The 22,290-nt window shown below is 46.9% G+C and carries 20 protein-coding genes; 2 read left to right on the top strand and 18 right to left on the bottom strand.

What is annotated here, in order from left to right; genetic code table 11:
* Nucleotides 1-25: 25 nt before the first annotated feature.
* The 4 genes from J2S00_RS13540 to J2S00_RS13525 form a co-directional block, all read right to left on the bottom strand.
* Nucleotides 26-784, bottom strand: coding sequence for an SDR family NAD(P)-dependent oxidoreductase (locus J2S00_RS13540; protein ID WP_307340939.1), 759 nt, complete (start codon nucleotides 782-784; stop codon nucleotides 26-28).
* A gap of 30 nt (nucleotides 785-814) precedes the next feature.
* Nucleotides 815-1,909, bottom strand: coding sequence for a Glu/Leu/Phe/Val family dehydrogenase (locus J2S00_RS13535; protein WP_307340756.1), 1,095 nt, complete (start codon nucleotides 1,907-1,909; stop codon nucleotides 815-817).
* A gap of 62 nt (nucleotides 1,910-1,971) precedes the next feature.
* A complete protein-coding gene (locus J2S00_RS13530) occupies nucleotides 1,972-2,802 on the bottom strand; it encodes a thiamine pyrophosphate-dependent enzyme (protein ID WP_307340754.1) in 831 nt (276 codons plus the stop codon).
* 16 nt (nucleotides 2,803-2,818) lie between these two features.
* Nucleotides 2,819-4,498 carry a 2-oxoacid:acceptor oxidoreductase family protein gene (locus tag J2S00_RS13525; protein ID WP_307340750.1) on the bottom strand — a complete coding sequence of 560 codons (1,680 nt, stop codon included), beginning with the start codon at nucleotides 4,496-4,498 and terminating at the stop codon, nucleotides 2,819-2,821.
* A 303-nt stretch (nucleotides 4,499-4,801) separates the two neighbouring features.
* Between J2S00_RS13525 and J2S00_RS13520 the strand changes: the two genes are divergently transcribed.
* Nucleotides 4,802-5,005 (top strand): hypothetical protein, encoded by a 204-nt coding sequence (locus tag J2S00_RS13520; RefSeq protein WP_307340747.1) that lies wholly within the window; start codon nucleotides 4,802-4,804, stop codon nucleotides 5,003-5,005.
* Nucleotides 5,006-5,184: 179 nt separating this feature from the next.
* Here J2S00_RS13520 and J2S00_RS13515 read toward each other — a convergent pair whose 3' ends face one another.
* The 4 genes from J2S00_RS13515 to J2S00_RS13500 form a co-directional block, all read right to left on the bottom strand.
* Nucleotides 5,185-6,624 (bottom strand): amidase, encoded by a 1,440-nt coding sequence (locus J2S00_RS13515; protein ID WP_307340743.1) that lies wholly within the window; start codon nucleotides 6,622-6,624, stop codon nucleotides 5,185-5,187.
* 69 nt (nucleotides 6,625-6,693) lie between these two features.
* On the bottom strand, nucleotides 6,694-7,851 hold the full coding sequence (locus tag J2S00_RS13510) for a tripartite tricarboxylate transporter substrate binding protein (RefSeq protein WP_307340741.1): 1,158 nt from the start codon (nucleotides 7,849-7,851) through the stop codon (nucleotides 6,694-6,696).
* Between the two features lie 63 nt (nucleotides 7,852-7,914).
* Nucleotides 7,915-9,099: a CaiB/BaiF CoA transferase family protein gene (locus tag J2S00_RS13505; RefSeq protein ID WP_307340738.1), complete on the bottom strand. Its 1,185-nt coding sequence runs from the start codon at nucleotides 9,097-9,099 to the stop codon at nucleotides 7,915-7,917.
* A 12-nt stretch (nucleotides 9,100-9,111) separates the two neighbouring features.
* The gene (locus J2S00_RS13500) at nucleotides 9,112-9,897 is read right to left on the bottom strand and encodes an enoyl-CoA hydratase-related protein (protein WP_307340735.1); all 786 of its coding nucleotides are present in this window, start codon (nucleotides 9,895-9,897) and stop codon (nucleotides 9,112-9,114) included.
* Between the two features lie 345 nt (nucleotides 9,898-10,242).
* Here J2S00_RS13500 and J2S00_RS13495 point away from each other — a divergent pair, with 345 nt between their 5' ends.
* A complete protein-coding gene (locus J2S00_RS13495) occupies nucleotides 10,243-12,162 on the top strand; it encodes a sigma 54-interacting transcriptional regulator (protein WP_307340732.1) in 1,920 nt (639 codons plus the stop codon).
* A gap of 65 nt (nucleotides 12,163-12,227) precedes the next feature.
* Here J2S00_RS13495 and J2S00_RS13490 read toward each other — a convergent pair whose 3' ends face one another.
* The 10 genes from J2S00_RS13490 to J2S00_RS13445 all read right to left on the bottom strand — a co-directional run bounded on the left by J2S00_RS13490 (nucleotide 12,228) and on the right by J2S00_RS13445 (nucleotide 22,248).
* On the bottom strand, nucleotides 12,228-13,214 hold the full coding sequence (locus J2S00_RS13490; protein WP_307340937.1) for a quinone oxidoreductase family protein: 987 nt from the start codon (nucleotides 13,212-13,214) through the stop codon (nucleotides 12,228-12,230).
* 84 nt (nucleotides 13,215-13,298) lie between these two features.
* Nucleotides 13,299-14,069 (bottom strand): SDR family NAD(P)-dependent oxidoreductase, encoded by a 771-nt coding sequence (locus J2S00_RS13485; protein ID WP_307340729.1) that lies wholly within the window; start codon nucleotides 14,067-14,069, stop codon nucleotides 13,299-13,301.
* Between the two features lie 32 nt (nucleotides 14,070-14,101).
* Nucleotides 14,102-14,944: a 3-hydroxyacyl-CoA dehydrogenase family protein gene (locus J2S00_RS13480; protein ID WP_307340727.1), complete on the bottom strand. Its 843-nt coding sequence runs from the start codon at nucleotides 14,942-14,944 to the stop codon at nucleotides 14,102-14,104.
* A 29-nt stretch (nucleotides 14,945-14,973) separates the two neighbouring features.
* Nucleotides 14,974-15,723 carry an SDR family NAD(P)-dependent oxidoreductase gene (locus J2S00_RS13475; protein WP_307340725.1) on the bottom strand — a complete coding sequence of 250 codons (750 nt, stop codon included), beginning with the start codon at nucleotides 15,721-15,723 and terminating at the stop codon, nucleotides 14,974-14,976.
* A 24-nt stretch (nucleotides 15,724-15,747) separates the two neighbouring features.
* Entirely contained in the window at nucleotides 15,748-16,149 is a 402-nt protein-coding gene (locus J2S00_RS13470; RefSeq protein WP_307340723.1) for an acyl-CoA thioesterase, read from the bottom strand.
* A 16-nt stretch (nucleotides 16,150-16,165) separates the two neighbouring features.
* Complete coding sequence (locus J2S00_RS13465) at nucleotides 16,166-17,320, bottom strand: iron-containing alcohol dehydrogenase (RefSeq protein WP_370875878.1); 1,155 nt, start codon at nucleotides 17,318-17,320, stop codon at nucleotides 16,166-16,168.
* A gap of 234 nt (nucleotides 17,321-17,554) precedes the next feature.
* A complete protein-coding gene (locus J2S00_RS13460) occupies nucleotides 17,555-18,325 on the bottom strand; it encodes a 2-phosphosulfolactate phosphatase (protein ID WP_307340719.1) in 771 nt (256 codons plus the stop codon).
* Between the two features lie 4 nt (nucleotides 18,326-18,329).
* The gene (locus tag J2S00_RS13455) at nucleotides 18,330-19,397 is read right to left on the bottom strand and encodes a phosphotransferase family protein (protein ID WP_307340717.1); all 1,068 of its coding nucleotides are present in this window, start codon (nucleotides 19,395-19,397) and stop codon (nucleotides 18,330-18,332) included.
* An 11-nt stretch (nucleotides 19,398-19,408) separates the two neighbouring features.
* On the bottom strand, nucleotides 19,409-20,614 hold the full coding sequence (locus J2S00_RS13450) for an acyl-CoA dehydrogenase (protein ID WP_307340715.1): 1,206 nt from the start codon (nucleotides 20,612-20,614) through the stop codon (nucleotides 19,409-19,411).
* A 20-nt stretch (nucleotides 20,615-20,634) separates the two neighbouring features.
* The gene (locus tag J2S00_RS13445; protein WP_307340712.1) at nucleotides 20,635-22,248 is read right to left on the bottom strand and encodes a class I adenylate-forming enzyme family protein; all 1,614 of its coding nucleotides are present in this window, start codon (nucleotides 22,246-22,248) and stop codon (nucleotides 20,635-20,637) included.
* Nucleotides 22,249-22,290 lie beyond the last annotated feature (42 nt).

Raw genomic sequence — 22,290 nt, 5'->3', positions numbered from 1 at the left:
GAATTTTAGGGTATCTTAATCCGTTCTACCACCCGCCATAGGCTACCCAACCACCATCGACATTATACACTGAACCTGTAACATAACTGGCCTCATCAGAAGCTAAAAAGAGGCAGACATCAGCCACTTCCTTTGTTGAACCAAAGCGCCTTAATGGAGTACGTCTGATCACATCACTATCATCGTAACCCCCGGTTTCCTGGTCAGTCTCGTCTAATGGAGTTTTGATATATGCGGGAGCTACAGCATTTACACGAATGTTTTTTTCTGCCCACTCCACGGCAAGAACCTTTGTCAATCCAATAATTCCATGTTTGGCTGAGCTATAAGCTGCTCTCATGGGGACACACACTTGACCAAAGATAGAAGTCATATTGATAATTGAACCCCCTCTATCTTGCATATACTTTCCAGCAGCTTGTGACCCAAAAAATACTCCCGTCAGATTAGTATCAATCACCGCACGCCAATCTTCTTCACTCAATTCTAATGAAGGCGCAATACGGTTGATCCCAGCATTATTAACAAAAACGTCAATTTTACCATATTGCTCCACAGTTTTTTCCACCAGCATATCCGCCTGTTGTTTAATAGACATATCTGCTGCAATAGGTGTCACATCATACCCCATTTCTTTTAACCTTGAAGCGGTTTTTTGGGCCCGTTCTTCACTTCGGGAGTTCACAACAACTTTAGCACCTTCTTGAGCAAACCGCTCGGCGATAGTCTCACCAATCCCCATACTAGAACCAGTGACCACACAAACTTTGCCTTTTAAACGCATCAATATCACTTCCTCCTATTTTTCATATGATCACATTGAAATGTTAACAGCTTTTCGTAACTGTTTAGCTTTTCCTACACTGGCAATTCTTCTTTCAGCTAATCTATCAGCGGCCTTATATGTAGGAATCTGTTCTTCTTTAGAGATTTTAATAATCTGCTTCATGGTCTCGTAAACCCTCTTTACAGCTTGGACTCCCCGCTCTTCATTAAAGCCACCCGGTTTTAATCGATCAGTATCAAATATCGTACCTCCGGCATTAGCAATATAATCTGGGGCATAAAGAATTCCTGCTTGATCTAAATAGTCACCATGTTTGCTTTCCGCAAGTTGATTATTGGCTGAGCCTGCAATTACCTTGCACTTAAGCTCCTCTATAGACTGGTCATTGATCACTTTGCCGAGAGCACATGGAGAAAAAATGTCAAGATCAAGGGCATGAATACGGTCGGGCTTTTCTATTTTTGCCCCAAATTCTTCAGCTACGGCTTTGACCCTTTCTTGATCAATATCAGCTATTGTAATGTGCGCACCTTCCTCGGCCAGAAATTTGACCACATGGTAACCCACACTACCGACACCCTGAACACCCACCCGAAGGCCTTCAAGACTATTGACACCAAATTTCTCCTCAGCACAAGCTTTCATGGATTGGAAAACACTTAATGCAGTATAGTTGGATATTTGTCCTGCACCGCCAAATTCTCTGGGAAGTGTCACAACATAAGGTGTTTCAAGTCTGATTGTTTCCATATCCCTTAACGTAGTACCAACATCTAGTCCGGTAATGTACATACCGTTTAAACGATTGATAAACCGTCCCAATGAACGAAAAAGTGCCTCACTTTTCTGTGTTTTTGGATCTCCAATAATAACCGCCTTGCCACCCCCGAGATCAACACCAGCGGCAGCATATTTGTAGGTCATCCCCCTAGCAAGGCGGAGCGCATCCTCGATTGCGTCCCACTCATTGGCATAGGTCCACATTCTGCAGCCACCAGTAGCTGGTCCAAGTGTGGTGTCATGGATGCAGATCACCCCTTTGAGCCCCGTTTGATTGTCATTGAGGAAGAATAGATTTTCATAATCATACTTTTCTAGGTATTCAAAAATTTTTCCATCCACTATTCATCACCTCTTAGATTTATTCTTTACTAAAAGAGTGGTTATCCAGGGAATCCCCAGTGCTAAGCGAGGTTGGTCCGCAGATAGGAAATGACTTCTTGATGAGTTTGGTACACTGGCTGATTCCTAAGATTCCGCTCTTTTATTTCCTTTTCCCACAGAACACCAACTCTCTTAGGAGATTGCATCAAATTGGAAATATACTCTTCAGCTGAAGGAGCAGGATGGTCTTGATAAACGATGTTGTTCTTATAATAATCATAGCCTTGGGCTTTATTGAAAACGACACAGGGACTAAAGACATTGATAAGTGAAAAGCCTTGATGCTGAATACCCCTCTTAAATAGATCTTCAAGATGTTTATAATCTCCGGAAAAACCCTGACCAATAAAGGAGGCCCCAGCAGACCAAGCTAATAATAATGGATTTACCGGCATATCTTGATTACCCATAGGCGATGTGGAGGACTGATAACCCAATGGACTCGTGGGGGATGTTTGACCTTTTGTGTTACCATATACAGAGTTATCCATCACGATGTACGTGATGGGGAGATTTCTCCTGGCGGCGTGAACCAGATGCCCGACACCAATCCCGTATCCATCACCATCTCCACCGGCCGCAATCACCGTAAGATCTGGTCGAGCTGTTTTGATTCCTTGTGCAGTGGGCAAAGTCCTCCCGTGAGTCACATGAATGGCATAACCACCGAAATAGTGTGCAATTTTTCCACTACATCCTATCCCAGAAACCAAGACTGTTTTTTCGGGTCTGATACCTAGTGATAATAAGGCTTTTTGAATCCCCCGTAAGACAGAATAATCACCACAACCTGGACACCAGGTTGGCTTATTACCATTTGAATAATCTTTTGCCGTTAGTGTTGTACTCATCCTTAACCTCCCTGAATCACTTGTTCTTAACTTCCACTTCCTTTAAAAGTCTGTCAATTGACTCTGAAAACTCTTCCAAGGTGTAATGTTCGCCATCAAAACGGAGCAATGATAGAACCTGCTTATCTGATAACACTTCGCTTAGTATAGTACGAATTTGCCCTGTTGCATTGTATTCGGCGATAATCACCTGCTCAACATGGGCTAAAGCTTCTGTTAAGGCCTCACATGGCACAGGAGACAGTTGGCGTATAAGCAACCCTTGGAAATCTGCTGAACGATCCCCAACCAAAGTCTCAATCAATTCTCCCAATGCGCCTGTACCGATGATCATCACGGGGGCTTTTGGATCCCCTAGTGTTGTAAAAGGGCGATCGTACTCGATATGGTCAGCTTTAAAGGTCCGTCTCTTATGAAGTGTCTGCCTTACCTCACCAAAATCAGGTTCCATCCATCCTCTTTCATCATGTTCATCCCCACTGGCCACATAGGCACCACCTGCAACTCCGGGTATCGACCGCAGAGGTGGAACACCTTCAGCTGGGGGACGATATCGAACATACCCTTCTAAAGAAGTGTTAAGATCAGTGATAGTTGGACCTCTATTCAGCTGAATACTTTGGAGCGCCCTTTCAACTGCTGACCAAGGTATAGAGACCTTTCTGACAGCAAGATCAAGATCGAGTGCTAGAAGCACCGGGCATTGATAATAATCAGCTAGATTCAAAGCTTCTTGCATCGTGATAATGCAGTCAATAATGTTGGTTGGCGTCAATAAAATCCGAGCAAAATCCCCATGTCCTGCATGTCTAAGATGCATTAGATCACTCTGTTCTGTTTTAGTGGGCATCCCGGTTGAGGGTCCACCACGTTGGTTATCTACGATCACTAACGGTATCTCCGTGGCAGCTGTGTAGCTCAGACCCTCTGTCATCAAAGCAAGCCCTGGACCACTAGTGGCTACAAATGTACGTTCACCCGCATAGCTACAGCCAATCGCGGCATGGATAGCGGCAATCTCATCTTCCAACTGGTAAGCAGCACCTCCTAGCGGCGGAAGCCAACGAAAAAAGTTCTCTAGGATTTCCGAAGCCGGTGTAATGGGATAGCCATAATAATGTCTTACTCCCCCAGCAATTGCCCCCAAGCATAAGGCATCATTTCCCGATAAAATCACATTTTCTGAATCTAAGGGAACCAATGGCTGATCAGTTTCAATGGTTTTTCCCAGTTGAAATCCTTGAACCAATAGTTCCTCATTTGATTTACCTTTAAATCTTGTGCTCACCTCCGATTTTAAAAGTTCCAGAGGAATACCTAAATAAGCTGCTATTAGGCCTAGACTCCACACATTAAATCCAAGGTTAGGGACGTCGACTTGATTTTCTGGCAAAATCCCCTTCGCTTTGCTGGAACCAAACATCCTATTTTTCTCTTTAACTCTATGCTGATAATGCTGAACACCTTCGTCATTCCAAACAACAGCCAAATTTAAATGTTTAACCCTTGTAGGGAGCAAGCCTTCTTCTTTGTCTGCAATATATATTTCAAATGAAGTATGTCCACCACGAATAATGGTAGAAAAATCCCGCCATGTTCTATGTCGGTAACCCAAGGAATTCACTACAGACGATAAAATCTCTCCTGCCGTTTCTATTCCTTGCCCTGTTAATCCAGATATTGCTATACTCTTCATTTTTCCACCCCTTCTGATCAAAGTCATAATGATGTAACGAGCCATTAACTAATATCTGATGTATTAGATATTATAGCAACTATTCTTTATTGTCAATAATTTTTTGACATTTATTTTTGAAAAATACCCTTGAATTAATGGTTCTCATCGCTTAAGATAAAAATTACACAATTGTGCATAAATTGAAACATTATACCCCGCCAGCATGCATATTAAAATTTCTCATGCATACACTAGATGATATGTATTTTCTCACTCTGGACCTAAATGAATGGCTGCTAATATTCCAAGGGAGGTGTAATAGTGTCCGCACATAATCACCACACGACAAGAAGGATTGCCCTATCGGAAGGATTTGAGGCAGAAGTTTATGCTTTTTCAGACTATATTTCCTGTATCAATGTTTACAAACAAGGGGTCTGTATCCACTCTTTCTGCTCTGATCGGTCATCTGTTGAGGAATGGTTGGAAGAACCGGGATTGATTATGGCCATGGTCAAGCCATAAGCTGATGAGGCCAAAAGTTAATCCATCGGATCATCTGACAGAGAAAACCCGGATAAGGAACACGCTTTGATGCAGGTGTTCGTTACCCGGGTTTTTGTCTTAAACCAATAGGGATCCCTCACCACCAAGCAACAGCATCGATAGAGGGAGTAGACACATTTTATAAGGGTAGGCCAATGCTAAAGGTTAGGTTGGCGTGCGTTCCAGGAGTGGGCCTGTTCATACATATAAGCCAGTCTCAAAATTTTTTCTTCCTCAAAGCGAGGGGCGACGACCTGCAGACCGACTGGAAGCTGATCCTGGGTCCAGCCCACCGGAACTGAGGCGGCAGGATGTCCCGTTAAGTTAAATAGGGGCGTTAACATCCAGTCCACATGGGGATTTACTTTGTGACCGTTAATCTCTCTCGGTCCAGCTAATGTATGAGCAAAAGCTGGTACAGCCAACGTAGGCGAGACCAACAGGTCGTACTCCTCAAATACATCTTGTATTCTATCCCACAGCTGAGTGCGGACCCATTCGATCTGTTTATACTCCATCAGACTCACTTTTTGGCCCGCCTCAATCATTTTAAGCAGTCCAGGTGACATCTTGGCCCCATACTCGGGGACTAAAGCGTGATAATGACTGGCCATATGAACATTCCACAGCGTTGAGAAATTTCGATTCAGCTCAGACCTGGACATCCCCAATCCAAGCTCGATCTCTTTCACAACACAGCCAAGTTGTTCAACCTGGGCCACAGCTTTCTCGATCAAGGTGTTCACTTCTGTATCGATCTCGTATACACCCAAGTTAGGGCTATAGGCTACCCGCAAAGGTTGCTTGCTCTCAAGCGCCTTGTTTAAGTTGACCGGAGATGAGGTAGGCATCACAAACGGATCTTGCGGGGTGTAACCTTCCATCACCGACAGCATCAAGGCCGCATCCTCCACTGTCCTCGTTAATGGACCGTAATGTTGATAAGGATGTTGGGTGGAAAACAAGTTCTCCTTTACCCGTCCAAAAGGTACGCGGCCATAGGTGGGTTTCAAACCGAAAATGCCACAGAAACTGGCCGGAATGCGAATCGATCCTCCACCATCACTCCCTTCAGCTACAGGAACCAAGCGGGCTGCCACAGCCGCCGCCGACCCTCCGCTGGAACCCCCCGATGTAAGCTCTACATTCCATGGGTTTTTTGTGGTGCCGAACAGAAGATTATCCGTAGTTCCCTTATGGCCAAACTCAGGTGTGTTCGTTTTGCCGATAATGATCGCCCCCGCTGCTTTGAGTCGTTTAACCACAACTGCATCTTCAGTGGGAATATAATCGGCATAGGCTTGGGAGCCAAATGTGGTGCGCACACCGGCCACCGGGGTCAAATCCTTGATGGCCACAGGAACCCCGCCTAATGGACCCAGGGTGACGTCGGATCTCATCAGTTGTTGTTCTAATTTTTGAGCTTCTGACCGCGCTTCCTCCGCTAAGATGGTACAAAAGGCGTTGATATGGGGATTGACCTGCTCAATGCGGTCTAAAAATTGGTCAATCACTTCCACCGGTGAAATCTGCTTGGTGCCGATCAAACGGGCCAGCTCAACAGCAGACATATCCGTGACATGTGTAGGTAGACTCACCTGACTCACTCCTTACCAAGAAATAGGGGACAACTCCCTGTGGAGCCTGTCCCCTTATTTTAACTTATTTTACTCTACGTACCCGGTTTCTTCCAATATCTCTCTGATCACTTTCACTTCTTCTTTGGCGGAATCTTCATAATCCTCGGAGTTAAGGTAACCTTCCGTTAAGTGGAAAAAGTTTTCTTCATGGTAGTTTTTATAGAAAGGTAATTTTGAAGCAGCATAGAACACATTGTGCAAATATTGCTTGATTTCAGGATCAAGACCCTTAGGTGCATTAATACCTCTCCAACGACTCACTGTAATGTCTACCCCAATGTCCTCTACAGTTTGGACTTCCTCATCGGGAAAAGCTTCTCTAAAAGCTTCATTAGGAAGTAAGATGGGTCGGATCTGACCGTCTTTGTACAAATCAATAACTGCACCGGTTGTTTCATGCAAGATATCTACGTGCCCACCCAGCAAGCTGGCTACACGCTCTCCGGAGCCCTGGCTGGGGATATTAACAATCTCAGTGCCCAGTTGGCTATTCAGCTCAGCCAAACGGATTTCATCCTCAATCCCTCCGCCAATCATGGTTACTGAGCCAGGATTTTCCTTCTCAGCAGCGATTACATCGTCAAAAGTTTTAAAGGGACTGTCTGCTTTAACCCAGTATACTTCTGTAGCACCTTGATTACGAATGATGAAATCAGTATCCTCAGTAAATGAATGAGGTTGTTCTTCCAAAGCTTCGTTCACCACTTGCGTGGCTACGGCGCCATACAGTGTATATCCATCAGCAGGCTGGGACAAAACATAAGCCAAACCAACTTCACCGTTACCACCAGGCATATTATTAGGGATAATATCCACACCTAAAATCTTTTGAGCATCTTCGATAATATGGCGGGCATATAAGTCAGAGCCGCCACCCTCTCCCCAAGCAATCACATATTCAATTTTGCGTTCCGGATAGCCTTCAGGCTTGGGAATAACAGCTTTTAATTCCTCAATACCTTCTTCTAAAGTAAGATTGCCAGCATTCACTTCATCAGTAATACGATCAATTTCAGCAATTACCTCTTCCTGACTAAGGTTTTGAGCCTCTTGACCAGCGTCATTGCCTTCCCCTTGATCAGAGTCAGACGATTCGCTGGATGTACCGCCTCCGCATCCTGTCAAAACCATAGCCAAACCTAAAGCCAGAACCAAAGTGATCAACCACAGTTTACTGTTTTTCATTTCATTTCCCCCTTGTATTATATGATATTTATTAATAATCAATTATTTGATAGGCAAAGGAGATTAAATGACATCCTCTTCCTGTAGCTGTTTGATTTCCTCTGCCGAAAAACGAAGGGATTGTAAAATCTCTTCACTGTGCTGGCCTAACGTTGGTGCCGGACGGTAGATGTGGCCCGGAGTAGCCGATAATTTACCAGGAAATCCTAAGGTTTTCACTTTCCCTGCCACGGGATGCTCCACCTCTTGAACCATGTCCCTGGCAAGAATATGCTCGTTCTGCAAGGCTTGATCATAAGAGAGAATGGGACCACAGGGTATACCTTCCGCTTCCATTTTGTCCAGCCAGTACTGTGAAGGTTTGGTGATGAAAATCTCTTGTATCAGCTGGGCCAATGTATCTACATTGGCTTGACGATCCACCCCCTCTCTAAAACGAGGATCAGTAATCCACTCCGGTTTTCCCACCACATTAAGACAAAATTTCTCCCACAACTTCTGATTGGCTGCTCCCACCAAAACAGAACCGTCTTGAGTACGGAAACCTTGGTATGGAGCAGAAACGCGGTGCCTGGTTCCATTGGGCCGCGGTATTTCTCCTGCGCCAAAATAGGCCGCAGCTTCCCACACGGTCCAAGCTAAACCAGAATCCACCAGAGAAATGTCAATATATTGGCCCTCGCCTATATTTAATTTGTGAATATAAGCAACTAGAATATGATACAAAGCAGTCATCGCTGCAGCGATATCATGAATGGCAATGCCCACTTTAACCGGTTCTCCTCCCTGTTCCCCGGTCATACTCATAATCCCGGACAAGCCCTGCGCCATAATATCAAAGCCGCCTTTATTGCGGTAAGGACCGGTCTGACCATAACCCGAAATGGAACAGTAGATCAGTCCCGGATTAATCTCCTTCAATGTTTCATAATCAATCCCCAATTTAGCGGCCACACCGGGGCGAAAATTCTCCACCAAGACATCGGCCGATTCCACTAAGCGGTATAAAATCTGTTTCCCTTTTTCATGTTTAAGATTGACCCGCATCCCTTTTTTATTGCGGTTAACCATCATGTAACACGCACTTTCCCCCTCGATAAAGGGACCCATCTGACGGGTATCGTCCCCGTGGGGATACTTTTCCACCTTGATCACTTCAGCCCCCATATCACCAAGAACCATGGTACAGTATGGGCCTGATAAAACCTGGGTGAGGTCAATCACCTTCATTTTACTTAAAGCGCCCATCGTTTCACCCCCTTAAACTTCTTTAAATTGCGGTTGTCTTTTCTCCAAAAAGGCCCGTACACCCTCTTTATAATCACTGGAAACAAACGAATCCAAAATCATCTGCTTGATCTCTTCCGTCTCTTCCGTGGCCCCATTCAGTATCTCGCGGATAATTTTTTTGGCCCCTTTCACTGTTTTTTGAGCCCGGCTGGCCACCATTTCGGCATAAGCATATGTTTTTTCCACGATCTCCTCATCGGGATAGACATGATCGACAAGCCCATAGGCAAAAGCTTCTTGGGCATCTAAGAATCGGCCGGAAAAGAGAATATCTTTGGCACGGGAAGGGCCAATCAGATCGACCACATTTTTAGTGGCAGATAAATCATAGATTAAACCTAGTTTCGCCGGTGTAATGCCAAAGATTCCATTTTCAGAAGTAAATCTTAAATCACATGCTGCCGCAATTTCACAACCCCCGCCGATACAATATTTCTGAATCATGGCAATGATTGGTTTAGAACAGTTGTATAAGGCGGCCTCTGCAGCCAAAACTTTTTCGTTATATTTCATGGCGCCTTCAGGGGTGGAGCGTAAGGTTTCAAACTCACTGATATCTGCCCCCGCAGCAAAAGCTTCCCCATTAACCCCGCGTATGATTAAAACTTTAATCTCATCATCGGCTTCTACTTCCTCAATGAACCCGGGAATGGCTGCCCACATTTCATAGGTGAGGGCGTTTTTTTTCTCCGGACGATTTAAATACAATGTAGCCACATGTCCTTGCTTTTCTAAAAACAGGTGCTCTGTTGCCATCTCTAAGAAGTCAACTCCTTTACACGTGGATTGAAGTGCCCCATCTTACTTTCCTCTTATGCAAAAGCGATGCCAATTTTCTTCCCTTTGAGATTAAGCTTAATTTTTAGCGTCGAAAACCTTATAAAATCAAGGAATTTCGATCCCCAAAAATCTTTGGGATAAATCTCTTTATACCGCAGATCAAAGCGTAGAAAAATTGTGGGGCATGGATAAATGTTTCATATTTGTAACATTAAAATTTCTATTTTGAAACAAACTTTTAAGTTTAAGCTAATTTTTATGGGTCTTATGGTATAATAAAGTCATCCCATCCTTCTACATCATCTGCAAGGAGGGAACCTTATGAAAAGATTAAATCCAAAAATCGTCATTGCCGGATGGCCGCATTTAGCCAATTTAGCCCGCTCTGTCATAAGTGCCATGGACATTCCGGATTGGGTGGATATAGAAATTTCAGAGTTGCCTTTACAGGCTATTGCTGACACCAATCAATCTCTGGAAATTTTAGAATCGGTGTTGGAGCCCTACAATATTTTAATCAGCGGGGACCGCAGTGCCATCTCCTTTAGCAAGCAGTTAGACAATTTGGTCATCCCCGTCAAGGTCACAGGTTTTGATTTTTTACAAACCATTCAAGACATTGATACCGATGAAATTATTGTGCTTAATTTTCACGAGAACATTCCAGAAATTGATAACACAGCCCATCTGCTTAAAACGAAGGTGCGCCAAGAAACCTATCAGTCTTATTTGGAGGCCACAGAGAAGCTTAAAAGTTTACAACAAGCAGGAGTGCCCTGCGTGGTAGGAGGAAGTTGGATCTGTAATGAGGCGGAAAATTATGGTCTAAGGGGCTATTTTTATTACTCTGAGCGGGCGATGAGAGAAGCGTTAAGCTATGCCTTAAACACCTTGGAAGCCTACCGCAAGGAGATGGAACAATCGCTGTTCTTTAAAACCATTGTTGATTTTAATTCAAGCGGTGTAATCGCCACAGACCAAAATCTGAAGGTGACGGTCTGCAGCCCGTCTGCCGAACAACTGCTGGGGATGAGCAAAAAAGAGATGATCGGACAGACTTTGACAGATCTGTTTCCCCAATTATCTGTTGAAGCTCAAGAATTGTCCGGACAACAGTCCATCAACCGTATCATTAATCAGAACAGCAAAAAAATCGAAGCCGAAATCGTGCCCATCACCATGGAAGACAGCGAGCGGTTCGGTGTTATTGCCATTTTGGACGACATTGCCGACCTGCAAAAGAAAGAGCTTCAAATCCGCAAAAAATTAAACCAGAAGCGCCTGGTCGCCCATTATTCTTTCGCTGATATTATCGGTTCAAGCACACCTCTGAAAAACACATTGACTACGGCCCAGAAATACAGTCAGTCCCATTCAGCCATCTTAATCCAAGGGGAATCAGGTACAGGGAAGGAACTGTTTGCCCAGGGGATTCATAATGCCAGCGATCGACGCAACCAGGCTTTTGTCGCCGTCAACTGTGCCGCGCTGCCGGAAAGCTTATTAAACAGTGAACTGTTTGGCTACGAGGAAGGGGCCTTCACCGGGGCCAAAAAGGGCGGTAAACCGGGTCTGTTCGAACTGGCCCATAAAGGAACCATCTTTTTGGATGAGATCAGTGAACTCCCCCTCCCTCTGCAATCGAGACTGTTAAGAGTGATTCAGGAAAAAGAGGTGATGCGCATCGGGGGTGATCAAAATATTCCTGTCGATGTACGCATCATTACCGCGGCCAACAAAGATCTGTTAGAGTGTGTCCAAAAGGGGACATTCAGGGAGGACCTCTACTATCGGATCGGTGTCTTAGTCTTGCATGTGCCCCCGTTGCGGGAAAGGCTCGATGATATTCCGCTGTTGTTGACCCATTTCCTGAAGCGGCATGGGGCTGAGTACTTGGATCAGTACGTGCAGAACGAAGAGATGATGGCCCTGTTATATGCTCATGATTGGCCTGGCAATATCCGTGAATTGGAAAATGTGTTAGAACGTTTTATCGTCTTTTGTGATGGTGAACAACTGGATCAACAGACCGCGGTGGAGAAGATGCGCCAAGCCCTTTACCCGACCCGGGCCAAGAGCTCGATTGAGGCGGAAACTCTGCCGTTGGAGAATAAGCTTAAAAGTTTGGAGAAAGATTATATTCGACATGTGCTAAACTTGTGTCAGGGTAATAAAGAACTAGCAGCCAAGCGGCTGGGGATCAGCCGCACCACTTTATGGAGAAAACTGCAGGCCGAATAAGCACCAAAACGAGACTGTTCATAGAAGCAGTCTCGTTTTTTGGTACGGCTGTATTCTATCCCATTTTAAGCCTTGGGCAACAAAATCACTTTACCGGTATTTTGGCGTGCTTCGATCAAACGTTGGGCTTCTGCCGCGTCTTTCAAATGAAAGCGCTTATTGATATACATATGCAGCTGTCCTTGTTCTAAGAATTTAAGCACATTTTGGGCCGGTTCTCTTAATTCTTCAGGACGATATTTGCGATAGGTACCGGTGCTGTACCCCATGACGGAGCGACAGCTGGCGTGCAAACCATTGGTCTGGAACCGGCCGCCTACATTCCCATTGGCATTACCAAAGTTGACAATCCGGCCAAATCTGGCCAAACAGTCCATACTTTTCTCAAACATGTCGCCAGCCAAAGAATCTAAGATGATATCGGCTCCTTGACCATCAGTCAGCTCATTCACTTTCTGCACAAAATCGTGTTCACGATAATTGATCACATGATCAGCACCGGCTTTGATGGCGGCTTCCATCCGTTCATCACTGCTCACTGTACCGATCACCAGTCCAGCACCAAGCAATTTGGCCAGTTGAGTAGCTGTGGTGCCTACGCCACCGGAAGCTGAATGAATCAACACGCTTTCCCCTGCTTGAATGCGGGCCATTTTAACCAGCAGGTTATAGGAGGTGATGGCCACAGTGGGGAAGGCCGCAGCGGTCTCAAAGTCGACATTGTCAGGTATCGGGTAGGTTAAAACTTCTTTGGCCTTCACATATTCGGCATATGAACCTGTGCTGGGAAAGGCCATCACCCGCTGCCCCGGCCTGAGCTGGGTCACTTCTCGCCCAACCTCTTCAATCACCCCGGAACAGTCCAGTCCCGGAATAAAAGGAGGGGCTTCAGCACCATGGTAATTGCCGGAACGGGCTTTGATGTCGGCAAAGTTGACACTGGCCGCCTCCACTTTAATCAACACTTCAGTAGGCTCTAGCGTGGGCCGGTCAATTTCCCGATATTCCAGCACTTCAGGGCCCCCATACTTGGTAACAATCACCGCGTTCATCTTTCCTGACATGTTTCCAACCCCTTTTCACTCGCTTTATTGTACTCAACTCTTTAACTCTATTCATTAAATTATAAAAATAAGTTATTGAGCCGTCCAGCCCCCATCGACATGCAAGATGTGTCCTGTCATATAACTGGCAATAGGCGAAGCCAAAAAGAGCGCTGCACCAGCTATTTCATTGACCTGCCCCAACCGTCCCAAAGGGGTTTTACTCAGGATATAGTTCATATATTTTTCATTTTCAAAGGCTTTATCATTCATATCTGTACGGATAAAGGCGGGAGCAAGGGCATTGACCTGGATGTTGTATTTGGCCAATTCCAAAGCAAAGGCTTTGGTCATTTGAATCACGCCGCCTTTACTTATACAGTAAGGTGACACTTTATGGTCAGCCACAACGCCCAGCACGGAGGCCATGTTGATAATCCGTCCCGCTTGCTCCCGTTTCATCACTTTGGCCACGGCCTGGGAGAAAAAGAAGACGGACTTAAGATTGGTCTCCATTGTTTGATCCCATTGTTCCGCAGTAATATCGGTCACACGACCGGGTATGGCTACACCGGCGTTATTCACCAGGATATCTATTTTCCCGTCGCTTTGGTCAACATGGGTAACCACTTCCTCAATAAAATGGGGATCGTTGACATCCCCTGCCAAATAATAGGCTTCCCCGCCTAATTGGCGGATCTCTTCCTGATTTTGGCGCAGTTTGTCTTCACTGCGACTGACCATATAGACCTTGGCGCCTGCCGCAGCGAAAGCTTCGGCGATCCCTTTACCCAGCCCCTTGCTGGCACCGGTAATAATGGCGTTCTTGCCACGCAAGCTAAAAAATTCCTCTAAAATGTTCACGTCTGTTCACCCTCTAGTAGTTTGTTTGCTGCTTATTCGTAGGTAAAAAATCCTTCTCCGCTTTTGCGGCCCAGCTTTCCTGCTCTCACCATTTGACGTAACAGAGGACAGGGCCGATACTTATCTTCACCTAACTCCTCAAATAACGTTTCCATCACAAAGAGAACCACATCAATGCCAATCATATCAGCCAGTCTTAACGGCCCAATAGGATGATTCGCCCCCAGTTTCATCCCTTCATCAATATCCTCAGCCGAAGCGGTGCCTTCCATCAACAAAAAAGCGGCTTCATTGATAAAGGGCACCAGCAACCTGTTCACCACAAAGCCGGGGGAATCTTGTACCTGGATCGGCTTTTTATTCAACGAAGTGATAAATTCTTTACTGCGGACTAACGTCTCTTCACTGGTAATTGCCGTAGGAATCATTTCAACCAAAGGCATGATCGGGGCCGGGTTAAAAAAGTGTAAGCCGATGGCCCGTTCACGATGTGTAAGCTGGGCAGCCAGTTCGGTGACGCTCAAAGAGGAGGTGTTGGTGGCAATGATGGTCTGAGATGTGGCCACCTCTTCCATCTCTTGAAAAACCTGTTTTTTCACCTCCATTTTTTCAATCACCGCTTCGATAATAAAATCAAACTGATCGTCTGGCCACTGGACACAGGGCTGAATCCGGGCCAAAATTTCCCCTTGCTCACTCTCGGTCAGCTTGCCCTTCTGCACCTGACGCTGGAGTCGCTCGGCAATGCCCTGATACCCTTTGTCCACAACCTCTTGATTGATATCCTTCAAATAGACTTGGTGACCGCTGGTGGCCACTACCTGAGCGATGCCAGCCCCCATTGTTCCGGCACCCAACACGACCACTTTAGCCATAATTTCTCACTCCTTCTCCTTACTTTATCCTAACGTCCTCCGCTGATGGTATAGATCTCACCGGTAATATAATTGGCCGCATCTGAAACCAGGAAACAGACCAGCTCGGCCACTTCTTCCGCTGTGCCCAAACGTTTGATCAAATTGGACTTAATGGCCCGCTCGATCCGCTCGGGTGATGAATATTTGGCTTGAAAAGGGGTATCAATCACCCCGGGGGCCACGGCGTTGACCAAAATGTTGTGGGGGGCAAACTCCTTGGCTAAACCTACGGTCATCGTGTTGACCGCCCCTTTGGCCATGGCGTAATGGATCGAATCCCCACCACCCCCCAGTCTGGCGGCAACAGAGGACATATTGATAATCTTACCTCCCCCTTGACGCACCATAAAGGGAATCACTTCCTGACAACAATAGAAGAGGCTGTTGATATTTAAATCAATGGTTTGCTGCCATAAGTCATCTGAACAGTCCAAAAAAGTACTGCGTTTGAGGACTGACCCTGCATTATTGATTAAGATATCAATCTGCCCAAACTGACGGATCACACGGTCCACCATCTGCCGCACCGCATCTCGATCGGTCACATCGGCCTGGACCACCATGGCGGTACCACCCTTGTCACGTATGCTTTCCGCCACCTCGTTGGCCGACTGTTCATTGGAATGATAGTTGACCGCTACTTTGGCTCCCCGTTCACCCATCAAGAGGGCGATCGCTTTTCCAATACCAGAACTGGCACCTGTAACAAGGGCCACTTTGCCATCTAAACGATGCATCTCTTTTCCCCCTTAGCGGTAAACTTATTCCTGTTCTTCAAGCAAATGTTTCTCCAGTTCTTGCCGGATATGGCTGGGAATCGGTTCCGTTTTTTGGATCTCAAAATTAAAATTGACATACGTGGTCTGGGCTTTGGCACACACGTCACCATCTTGCCAAATCTCTTCATAAAGGACCAAGCTGGAGTTGCCAATTTTTTTAACCCAGGTTTTGACGGTCACTTCCCGTCCGTAATAAAGTTGTCTAATATAGTCTACATTGATGTTAACGATCACCATTCTCCAATTCTTAAAGCTGAGGTCAGGCGTAAATAGTTTAAAGATCTCCTTGCGTCCTGCTTCAAACCAGATGGGCACCACCGTGTTATTAATGTGACCCGCACCATCTGTTTCCGAAACACGGGGTTCGATTCTTGTTTCATACATGATTCTGGCTTCCTTTCTAAGAGCGGCCGACATAGGCTTGTTGATAGATGGCCAAAATATCATCTACGGTGTAAGGTTTAGGACTGCGCGCCAACAACCGTTTCTGCTGTATCGCTTCCTCTGACAAAAGCTGCAGATCCTTTTCCTGAATACCAAAATCTTTCAAGGATGTGGGAATGCCTACATCTTGGACCAAATCATACAAAGCCTGCACGGCATTGAGGGCATTTTGACGTGGTGAAACACCCGGCTCATACACCTCAAAAGCTTCAGCCATTCTCACCATTTTATCCAGGCAAGATGGCCAGACATAGTCAAAGACATAGGGCAAAAGGACGGCATTGGACTCTCCATGGGGAATTTTAAACAAGCCTCCCAGCGGATAAGCCAAGGCGTGAACCCCCGATACACCGGCATTATAAAAGCTTAAACCGGCAATCAGGCTGCCCCAGGCCATCTTTTGCCGTGCCTCAGGATTGTTTTTTCCCTGCCACACCGCCTGGCGGATATTGTTGCTGATCAGGCGCATCGCCTCTAAAGCCAGAGTATCAGTCAATGGTGTGGCCTGCATGGAAATAAATGCTTCCACTGCATGAGTTAAGGCATCTACCCCGGTAGCCGCCGTAATTTTGGCCGGCAGCTTATAAGTCAGCTCCGCATCAACCAAAGCGGTATCGGCCATCATTAACGGATGGGTAATCACATCTTTGGTCTTTTCCAAAGAGAAGACAGCGATATCAGTCACTTCAGCACCCGTACCCGAAGTGGTGGGAATCAGGATGCGGGGCAAACCTTTGTGCTGAATCGTCTTGGTTCCTGTTAAATTTAAATAATCTTTAACTGAACCTGGGTTACCGTATAAAGTGGCTGCCGTTTTGGCTATATCCAGGGAACTGCCGCCGCCAATACCAATCACAAAATCGACATCGCTCTCCCTTAACGCATTAACGGCTTGATCAGCCACGTCAATGGGCGGCTCTGGAACAATATTGCTGTATATTTCAAATTCTAACCCCGCCTGTTGCAAAACATCCGTCACTTGCTCAACCAACCCGGCTTGTACCACTCCGGGATCGGCATAGATCATCGCTTTGTTCACTTTTAATCGTTGGGCTTCCTGGGGCAAAGATTGCAGGGTGCCCGGTCCGGCGATGATATTGACAGGGGACATAAATGTTGCCACCAATGTTCAACCTCCTTTGATTACCATGAGGACGGGAAAGCTTCAATCTATTCACAATCTTTTCTTTGCAAGTTTCATGCCAATATTAGATATGAGTGTCATGCTTTCTCTTTCTGCTGATTGTTTCATATTTTAATCAGTTCTGTTTCAAACATGCATCATTGACAGTCAGGCCAGGCTAATCCACATGGTTAACCTGGCCTCCAAGAAAAATGAGTGCACTTAATCCTTAGTTTGCTTGCTCATCCTGCCCATCACAGATGGTTCAACCACTCTGATAGTTCCCTGAGATGTCAAACAGGGCACAATGGAGGTTACATTTTCTTGGGCCGCATAGCAGACGTCAGCATCAAAACCGTGGCGGGCTAACATCCGCCCCACACGGGAACGCTTTAAAATCTCTCTGGCTTGACCCTTTCTGCTTTCGTAAAAGAGGCAGGCCGCCTGGGCCGCATCGGTCAGCTCCCAGTTTTCAGAACCATATTGCAGAAGCGCGTTAATGATAAAACCGGCACCATAGAAATCTTCCAGATTGAACGCGCCCGCTGAACCGGAACAGACAATCAGAATAGTCTCTTCCCTATGGTTGTTGACCACCGTTTGAGCCAGATGGGCACCATTGAGCAAGGCGCCAATATATACTTTTTGGGCGCTGCTCGATTTACGGATCGCCACAGTGCCGTTGGTTGTGGACAAGATAACCTGCTTGCCTGACACTTTATCTTTTAAGAAAACCGGGCCGGGGTAGAGAAAACCCTCCAAAGGTTCCCCTTTGTATTCCCCAGCCAAAAGCGAAGCTCCAGCAGCTTGGGCTTGTGCTTTCTGTTTCGCCTCCTCGGCATTTAACACCGGAATCACCGCAGGAGCACCATGTTTTAACACGGTGACAATGGTGCTGGTGGCCAACAGGATATCCAGCACAATCACCACTTTATCAGGCAACTTGTGCTCAGCCAGTTCTTCCTTGCAAAATAGCAGATGAATTTTACCCATTGAGTCACCTCAAATCCGAGCTGTTGGCCTGGACGAGTGCCGCTTCAATCAACCCACGCACAAAACGGTTCATCTCACTAAACCGTTCATCCTGAGTTTGACCCCGTTTCCAACGATAATAGATTTGCTGACAGATCCCGGCCAGTTTGAAGTAACCAAAGGTCAGATAATAGTGCATATTGGCCACATCCCGCCCGCTCTGTCGGGCATACGCTTCGATAAACTCGGCTCGACTCATAAAACCAGGCTGTACAGTGACCGGCGGATCACCAAAGCCGTATTTAAGCACGTCAGGGTCATCGGCTTCCATCCAATAGCTGAGGGCACAGCCCAAATCGGCCAGGGGATCGCCAATGGTGGACATCTCCCAGTCAAAAATGGCGACAATCTTTTCTAAGGCAAAGTCAAACATGACATTATTCAATTTGAAATCGTAATGGATCATACTTGGTGGCGGCGAGGGAGGCAGATTGTCAAGCAACCATGATGTAAGCTGATCCACATGGGGAATCTCCTCCGTTTTGGCTTGATCATAGCGTTTGATCCAACCCTTCACCTGCCGTTCCAAAAACCCTTCCGGATAACCGATTTCGCCTAGACCGGCCTGCTCATAGTCCACACTGTGCAGTTCGGCCAACGTCTTCACCATCTGCTCTGAAATACGGGCTCCCACTGCAGGATTGTGTTGATGTTCAGCAGGCAGTTCCGTATCCACGACCACCCCTTTGCGCCTCTCCATAATAAAGAAAGGGGCACCGAGCACTTGCTTGTCCTGGCAAAAAATATACGGCTTGGGCGCTAAGGGAAAGACAGGGTGCAACAGTTTCAAAATACGGGACTCCCGCTCCATGTCATGAGCCTTGGGGGGTACTGGCCCCAGCGGAGGACGCCGGAGAACCGCTTCCCAACTACCTACCTGTAATAGGTAAGTCAAGTTGGAACGCCCGGCGGCAAACTGTTTCACCTCCAGGGGCGCATCCTCCAGCTCAAGGTGTTGGCGCAAATAGGCTTCCAGTTTGGGGATATCCAGTTCCTCCCCCTGACGTACAGGTATGATCTCTCCGGTTGACATACTGATCCCCCTTATAAATACGGTTTAAGTTCCTGTTTGGCAATAGCTTGGCGATGCACCTCGTCCGGACCATCGGCCAAACGTAAGGTGCGCTGATTGGCCCAGTGGGCAGCCAAGGGGAAGTCCTCAGAGACACCTGCCGCACCAAAGGCTTGAATGGCACGGTCCAATACTTTCAAGGAGATGGTGGGGGCTACCACTTTGATCATGGCAATCTCCTTCTGGGCCGCCTTATTGCCCACGGTATCCATCATATAAGCGGCTTTCAGTGTCAACAGACGGGCTTGTTCGATTTCCATGCGGGAATCAGCGATCCACTCCCGAATCACACCTTGTTCCGCTAAGGGCTTGCCGAAAGCTACCCGGTCAACGACGCGTCTACACATCAGTTCCAAGGCCCGCTCCGCTGCCCCAATAGAACGCATGCAGTGATGGATCCGGCCGGGGCCAAGTCTGCCTTGGGCTATGGCAAAGCCCTTACCTTCAGCCCAAATCATATTTTCAGCAGGGACGCGCACATTGTTAAACTCAATTTCCGCATGGCCATGGGGAGCATGGTCATAGCCAAATACGGGAAGTATGCGCACAATCTTGACCCCCGGTGTGTCCAGAGGAACCAGAATCATGGAATGCCGCTCATGGCGGGGAGCATCCGGGTTGGATAAGCCCATCACAATAGCCACCTTACAGCGGGGGTCACCGGCACCTGTGGACCACCATTTGCGCCCGTTGATCACATATTCGTCTCCATCCCGTTCAATGCGGGCTTGCATGTTGGTGGCGTCAGAGGAGGCCACCTGGGGTTCCGTCATGGAGAAACAGGAACGGATCTTACCTTCCAGGAGGGGTTCCAGCCATTTTTTCTTCTGTTCTGGGCTTCCGTAACGCACCAAGACCTCCATATTGCCCGTATCGGGGGCGTTACAGTTAAACACTTCCGGAGCGATAAGAGAGCGACCCATAATCTCACACAACGGTGCATACTCCAGATTGGTCAGCCCAGCTCCATATTCACTCTCCGGCAAAAAGAGATTCCATAAACCGGCCGCTTTGGCTTGGGCCTTCATCTCTTCTAACACAGGCGGAATTTGCCACCGAGATTCACTGTTCGCTAACTGTTCTTCAAAAACTGACTCATTAGGGTAAACCACTTCATGCATAAATTCCTGCAGTTCTTTTTGTAACTTCTTCACCTTATCCGAGTATTCAAAGTGCATGGTTCTTATCTCCTTTCAGCTTATGCGTGATCTTTAAGTTGGGCTTTTAATACTTTACCTCCGGGGTTACGGGGCAACTCATCCAGAAAGAAAACTTTTTTAGGCACTTTATAATCAGCAAGCCGCTGAGCCAGAAAATCAATGATCTCTTCAGCCGCTAGCTCCGCGCCGGGCTTAGGCACCACATAAGCAACCACCTCCTCACCCAGGACAGGATGTGGTTGGCCCACTACAGCCGCCTCGAAAACTTGAGGATGGCTGTAGAGGATGTTTTCCACCTCAACTGAATAAACCTTCTCACCTCCCCGGTTAATCATATCTTTTTTGCGATCCATGATATAAACATAACCATCCTCATCAATTCGGGCCAAGTCACCGGATAACCAGTAGCCGTCGACGAAATTTTGCCGGTTGGCTCCTTCATTGCGCCAGTATCCGGCCACCACCATAGGCCCTTTGATCCACAACTCGCCCACTTCGTTGGGACCACAAAGTTGGCCTTCTTCATCAACCACTTTCAGCTCCGCCACCGAAACAGGCAGCCCCACCGAACTTAATTTGGTATCTGGATACTCCCGGGGCATAATGGTGGTGGGAGAAGACGTTTCCGTGGCCCCATAGGCGTTATGGAGTCGTACACCCGGAAAGGCCTGGCGCAGAGCATGAATGGTCTCGGGAGACATGGGCGCGCCGCCGTAAGCGATGATTTTTACCGAATCATACTTATATTTGGGAAAGAGCTCATGATTAAGCACCATCACATAGATGGCCGGTACATTGAAGAGGAAGGAGATTTTCTCCTCGGCCATCAGTCGGATAAAGGGTTCCGTTTGATGTCGACGCATCAAAACCGAGGTCCCTCCCACCAAAATCATATGCAGCAATTGACCAATCAATCCCGTCACATGAAAGAGAGGGACGGCAATCAGCGTTCTGGTCTCTTGATCAGTCTCCAACCTTTGTTCATAGTTGATAGCGCTGTGAATCACACCCAGATGACTTAAGACAGCCCCTTTGGGCAGCCCCGTCGTCCCCGAGGTATACATAATTAACAGTGGATCCTCTTCCCCAACCTGTGCCGGTGTGATGCTTGGCCCAGGTTGAAGTAAATTTTGAAAAGTTGTATAGCTATATTTCAAAGTCAGCTGCTCTTCATTGTTGTTAACCAGGATAAAATATTGTAGATGAGGCAGGTTCTGACCAAATTGCTCCCTGAGCGTTTCTACTTTGCCGACAAATTCCCAGTCAGTCACCAGCAGTTTAACCTCGGCATGACTCAGCATGAAGGACACCTCTTGCTCTTTCAAACGTGTGTTGAGAGGCACCAGTATGGCCCCTAAGCGGGCACAGGCAAAGAGCAAGAGGGCAAACTCAATACAGTTACCCAGCAAAACGGCGACGCGATCCCCTTTTTGAATCCGGTACACGGTGGAGAGTTGCGCAGCCACCTGCACCACCTGTTCCTCCAGCTCTCTATAAGTGAGACGGACCTGATTCATCACCAAGGCTTCTTGATGCGGATAGCGCTGTACCGTTTGGGCCAGCATATCGGTCAAGTTGGCTGGCCTGGTGGCAAAAACTTTGAGATGTCTTTGAAAGCTGATTTGACGTCTGATTTCCCGCTTTTCTGTCATCCGCCTATCCTACTCCTCTCCTGTGTTATAAAAACGGTACCT

This window comes from Caldalkalibacillus uzonensis (assembly GCF_030814135.1).
Taxonomy (GTDB): Bacteria; Bacillota; Bacilli; order Caldalkalibacillales; family Caldalkalibacillaceae; genus Caldalkalibacillus; species Caldalkalibacillus uzonensis.
The sequence above is the reverse complement of the archived record's forward strand: the minus strand, read 5'-3'. Positions and strand labels throughout refer to the sequence as shown.

Coding starts and splice junctions, on each gene's coding strand:
- J2S00_RS13530 (WP_307340754.1), bottom strand. CDS start 2,802: ATGAGTACAACACTAACGGCAAAAGATTATTCAAATGGTAATAAGCCA.
- J2S00_RS13465 (WP_370875878.1), bottom strand. CDS start 17,320: ATGTCCCCTGTCAATATCATCGCCGGACCGGGCACCCTGCAATCTTTG.
- J2S00_RS13455 (WP_307340717.1), bottom strand. CDS start 19,397: ATGTCAACCGGAGAGATCATACCTGTACGTCAGGGGGAGGAACTGGAT.
- J2S00_RS13505 (WP_307340738.1), bottom strand. CDS start 9,099: ATGGGCGCTTTAAGTAAAATGAAGGTGATTGACCTCACCCAGGTTTTA.
- J2S00_RS13450 (WP_307340715.1), bottom strand. CDS start 20,614: ATGCACTTTGAATACTCGGATAAGGTGAAGAAGTTACAAAAAGAACTG.
- J2S00_RS13460 (WP_307340719.1), bottom strand. CDS start 18,325: ATGGGTAAAATTCATCTGCTATTTTGCAAGGAAGAACTGGCTGAGCAC.
- J2S00_RS13490 (WP_307340937.1), bottom strand. CDS start 13,214: ATGAACGCGGTGATTGTTACCAAGTATGGGGGCCCTGAAGTGCTGGAA.
- J2S00_RS13445 (WP_307340712.1), bottom strand. CDS start 22,248: ATGACAGAAAAGCGGGAAATCAGACGTCAAATCAGCTTTCAAAGACAT.
- J2S00_RS13525 (WP_307340750.1), bottom strand. CDS start 4,498: ATGAAGAGTATAGCAATATCTGGATTAACAGGGCAAGGAATAGAAACG.
- J2S00_RS13480 (WP_307340727.1), bottom strand. CDS start 14,944: ATGGCTAAAGTGGTCGTGTTGGGTGCCGGAACAATGGGGGCTGGCATC.
- J2S00_RS13510 (WP_307340741.1), bottom strand. CDS start 7,851: ATGAAAAACAGTAAACTGTGGTTGATCACTTTGGTTCTGGCTTTAGGT.
- J2S00_RS13500 (WP_307340735.1), bottom strand. CDS start 9,897: ATGGCAACAGAGCACCTGTTTTTAGAAAAGCAAGGACATGTGGCTACA.
- J2S00_RS13540 (WP_307340939.1), bottom strand. CDS start 784: ATGCGTTTAAAAGGCAAAGTTTGTGTGGTCACTGGTTCTAGTATGGGG.
- J2S00_RS13470 (WP_307340723.1), bottom strand. CDS start 16,149: ATGTATGAAACAAGAATCGAACCCCGTGTTTCGGAAACAGATGGTGCG.
- J2S00_RS13495 (WP_307340732.1), top strand. CDS start 10,243: ATGAAAAGATTAAATCCAAAAATCGTCATTGCCGGATGGCCGCATTTA.
- J2S00_RS13475 (WP_307340725.1), bottom strand. CDS start 15,723: ATGCATCGTTTAGATGGCAAAGTGGCCCTTGTTACAGGTGCCAGTTCT.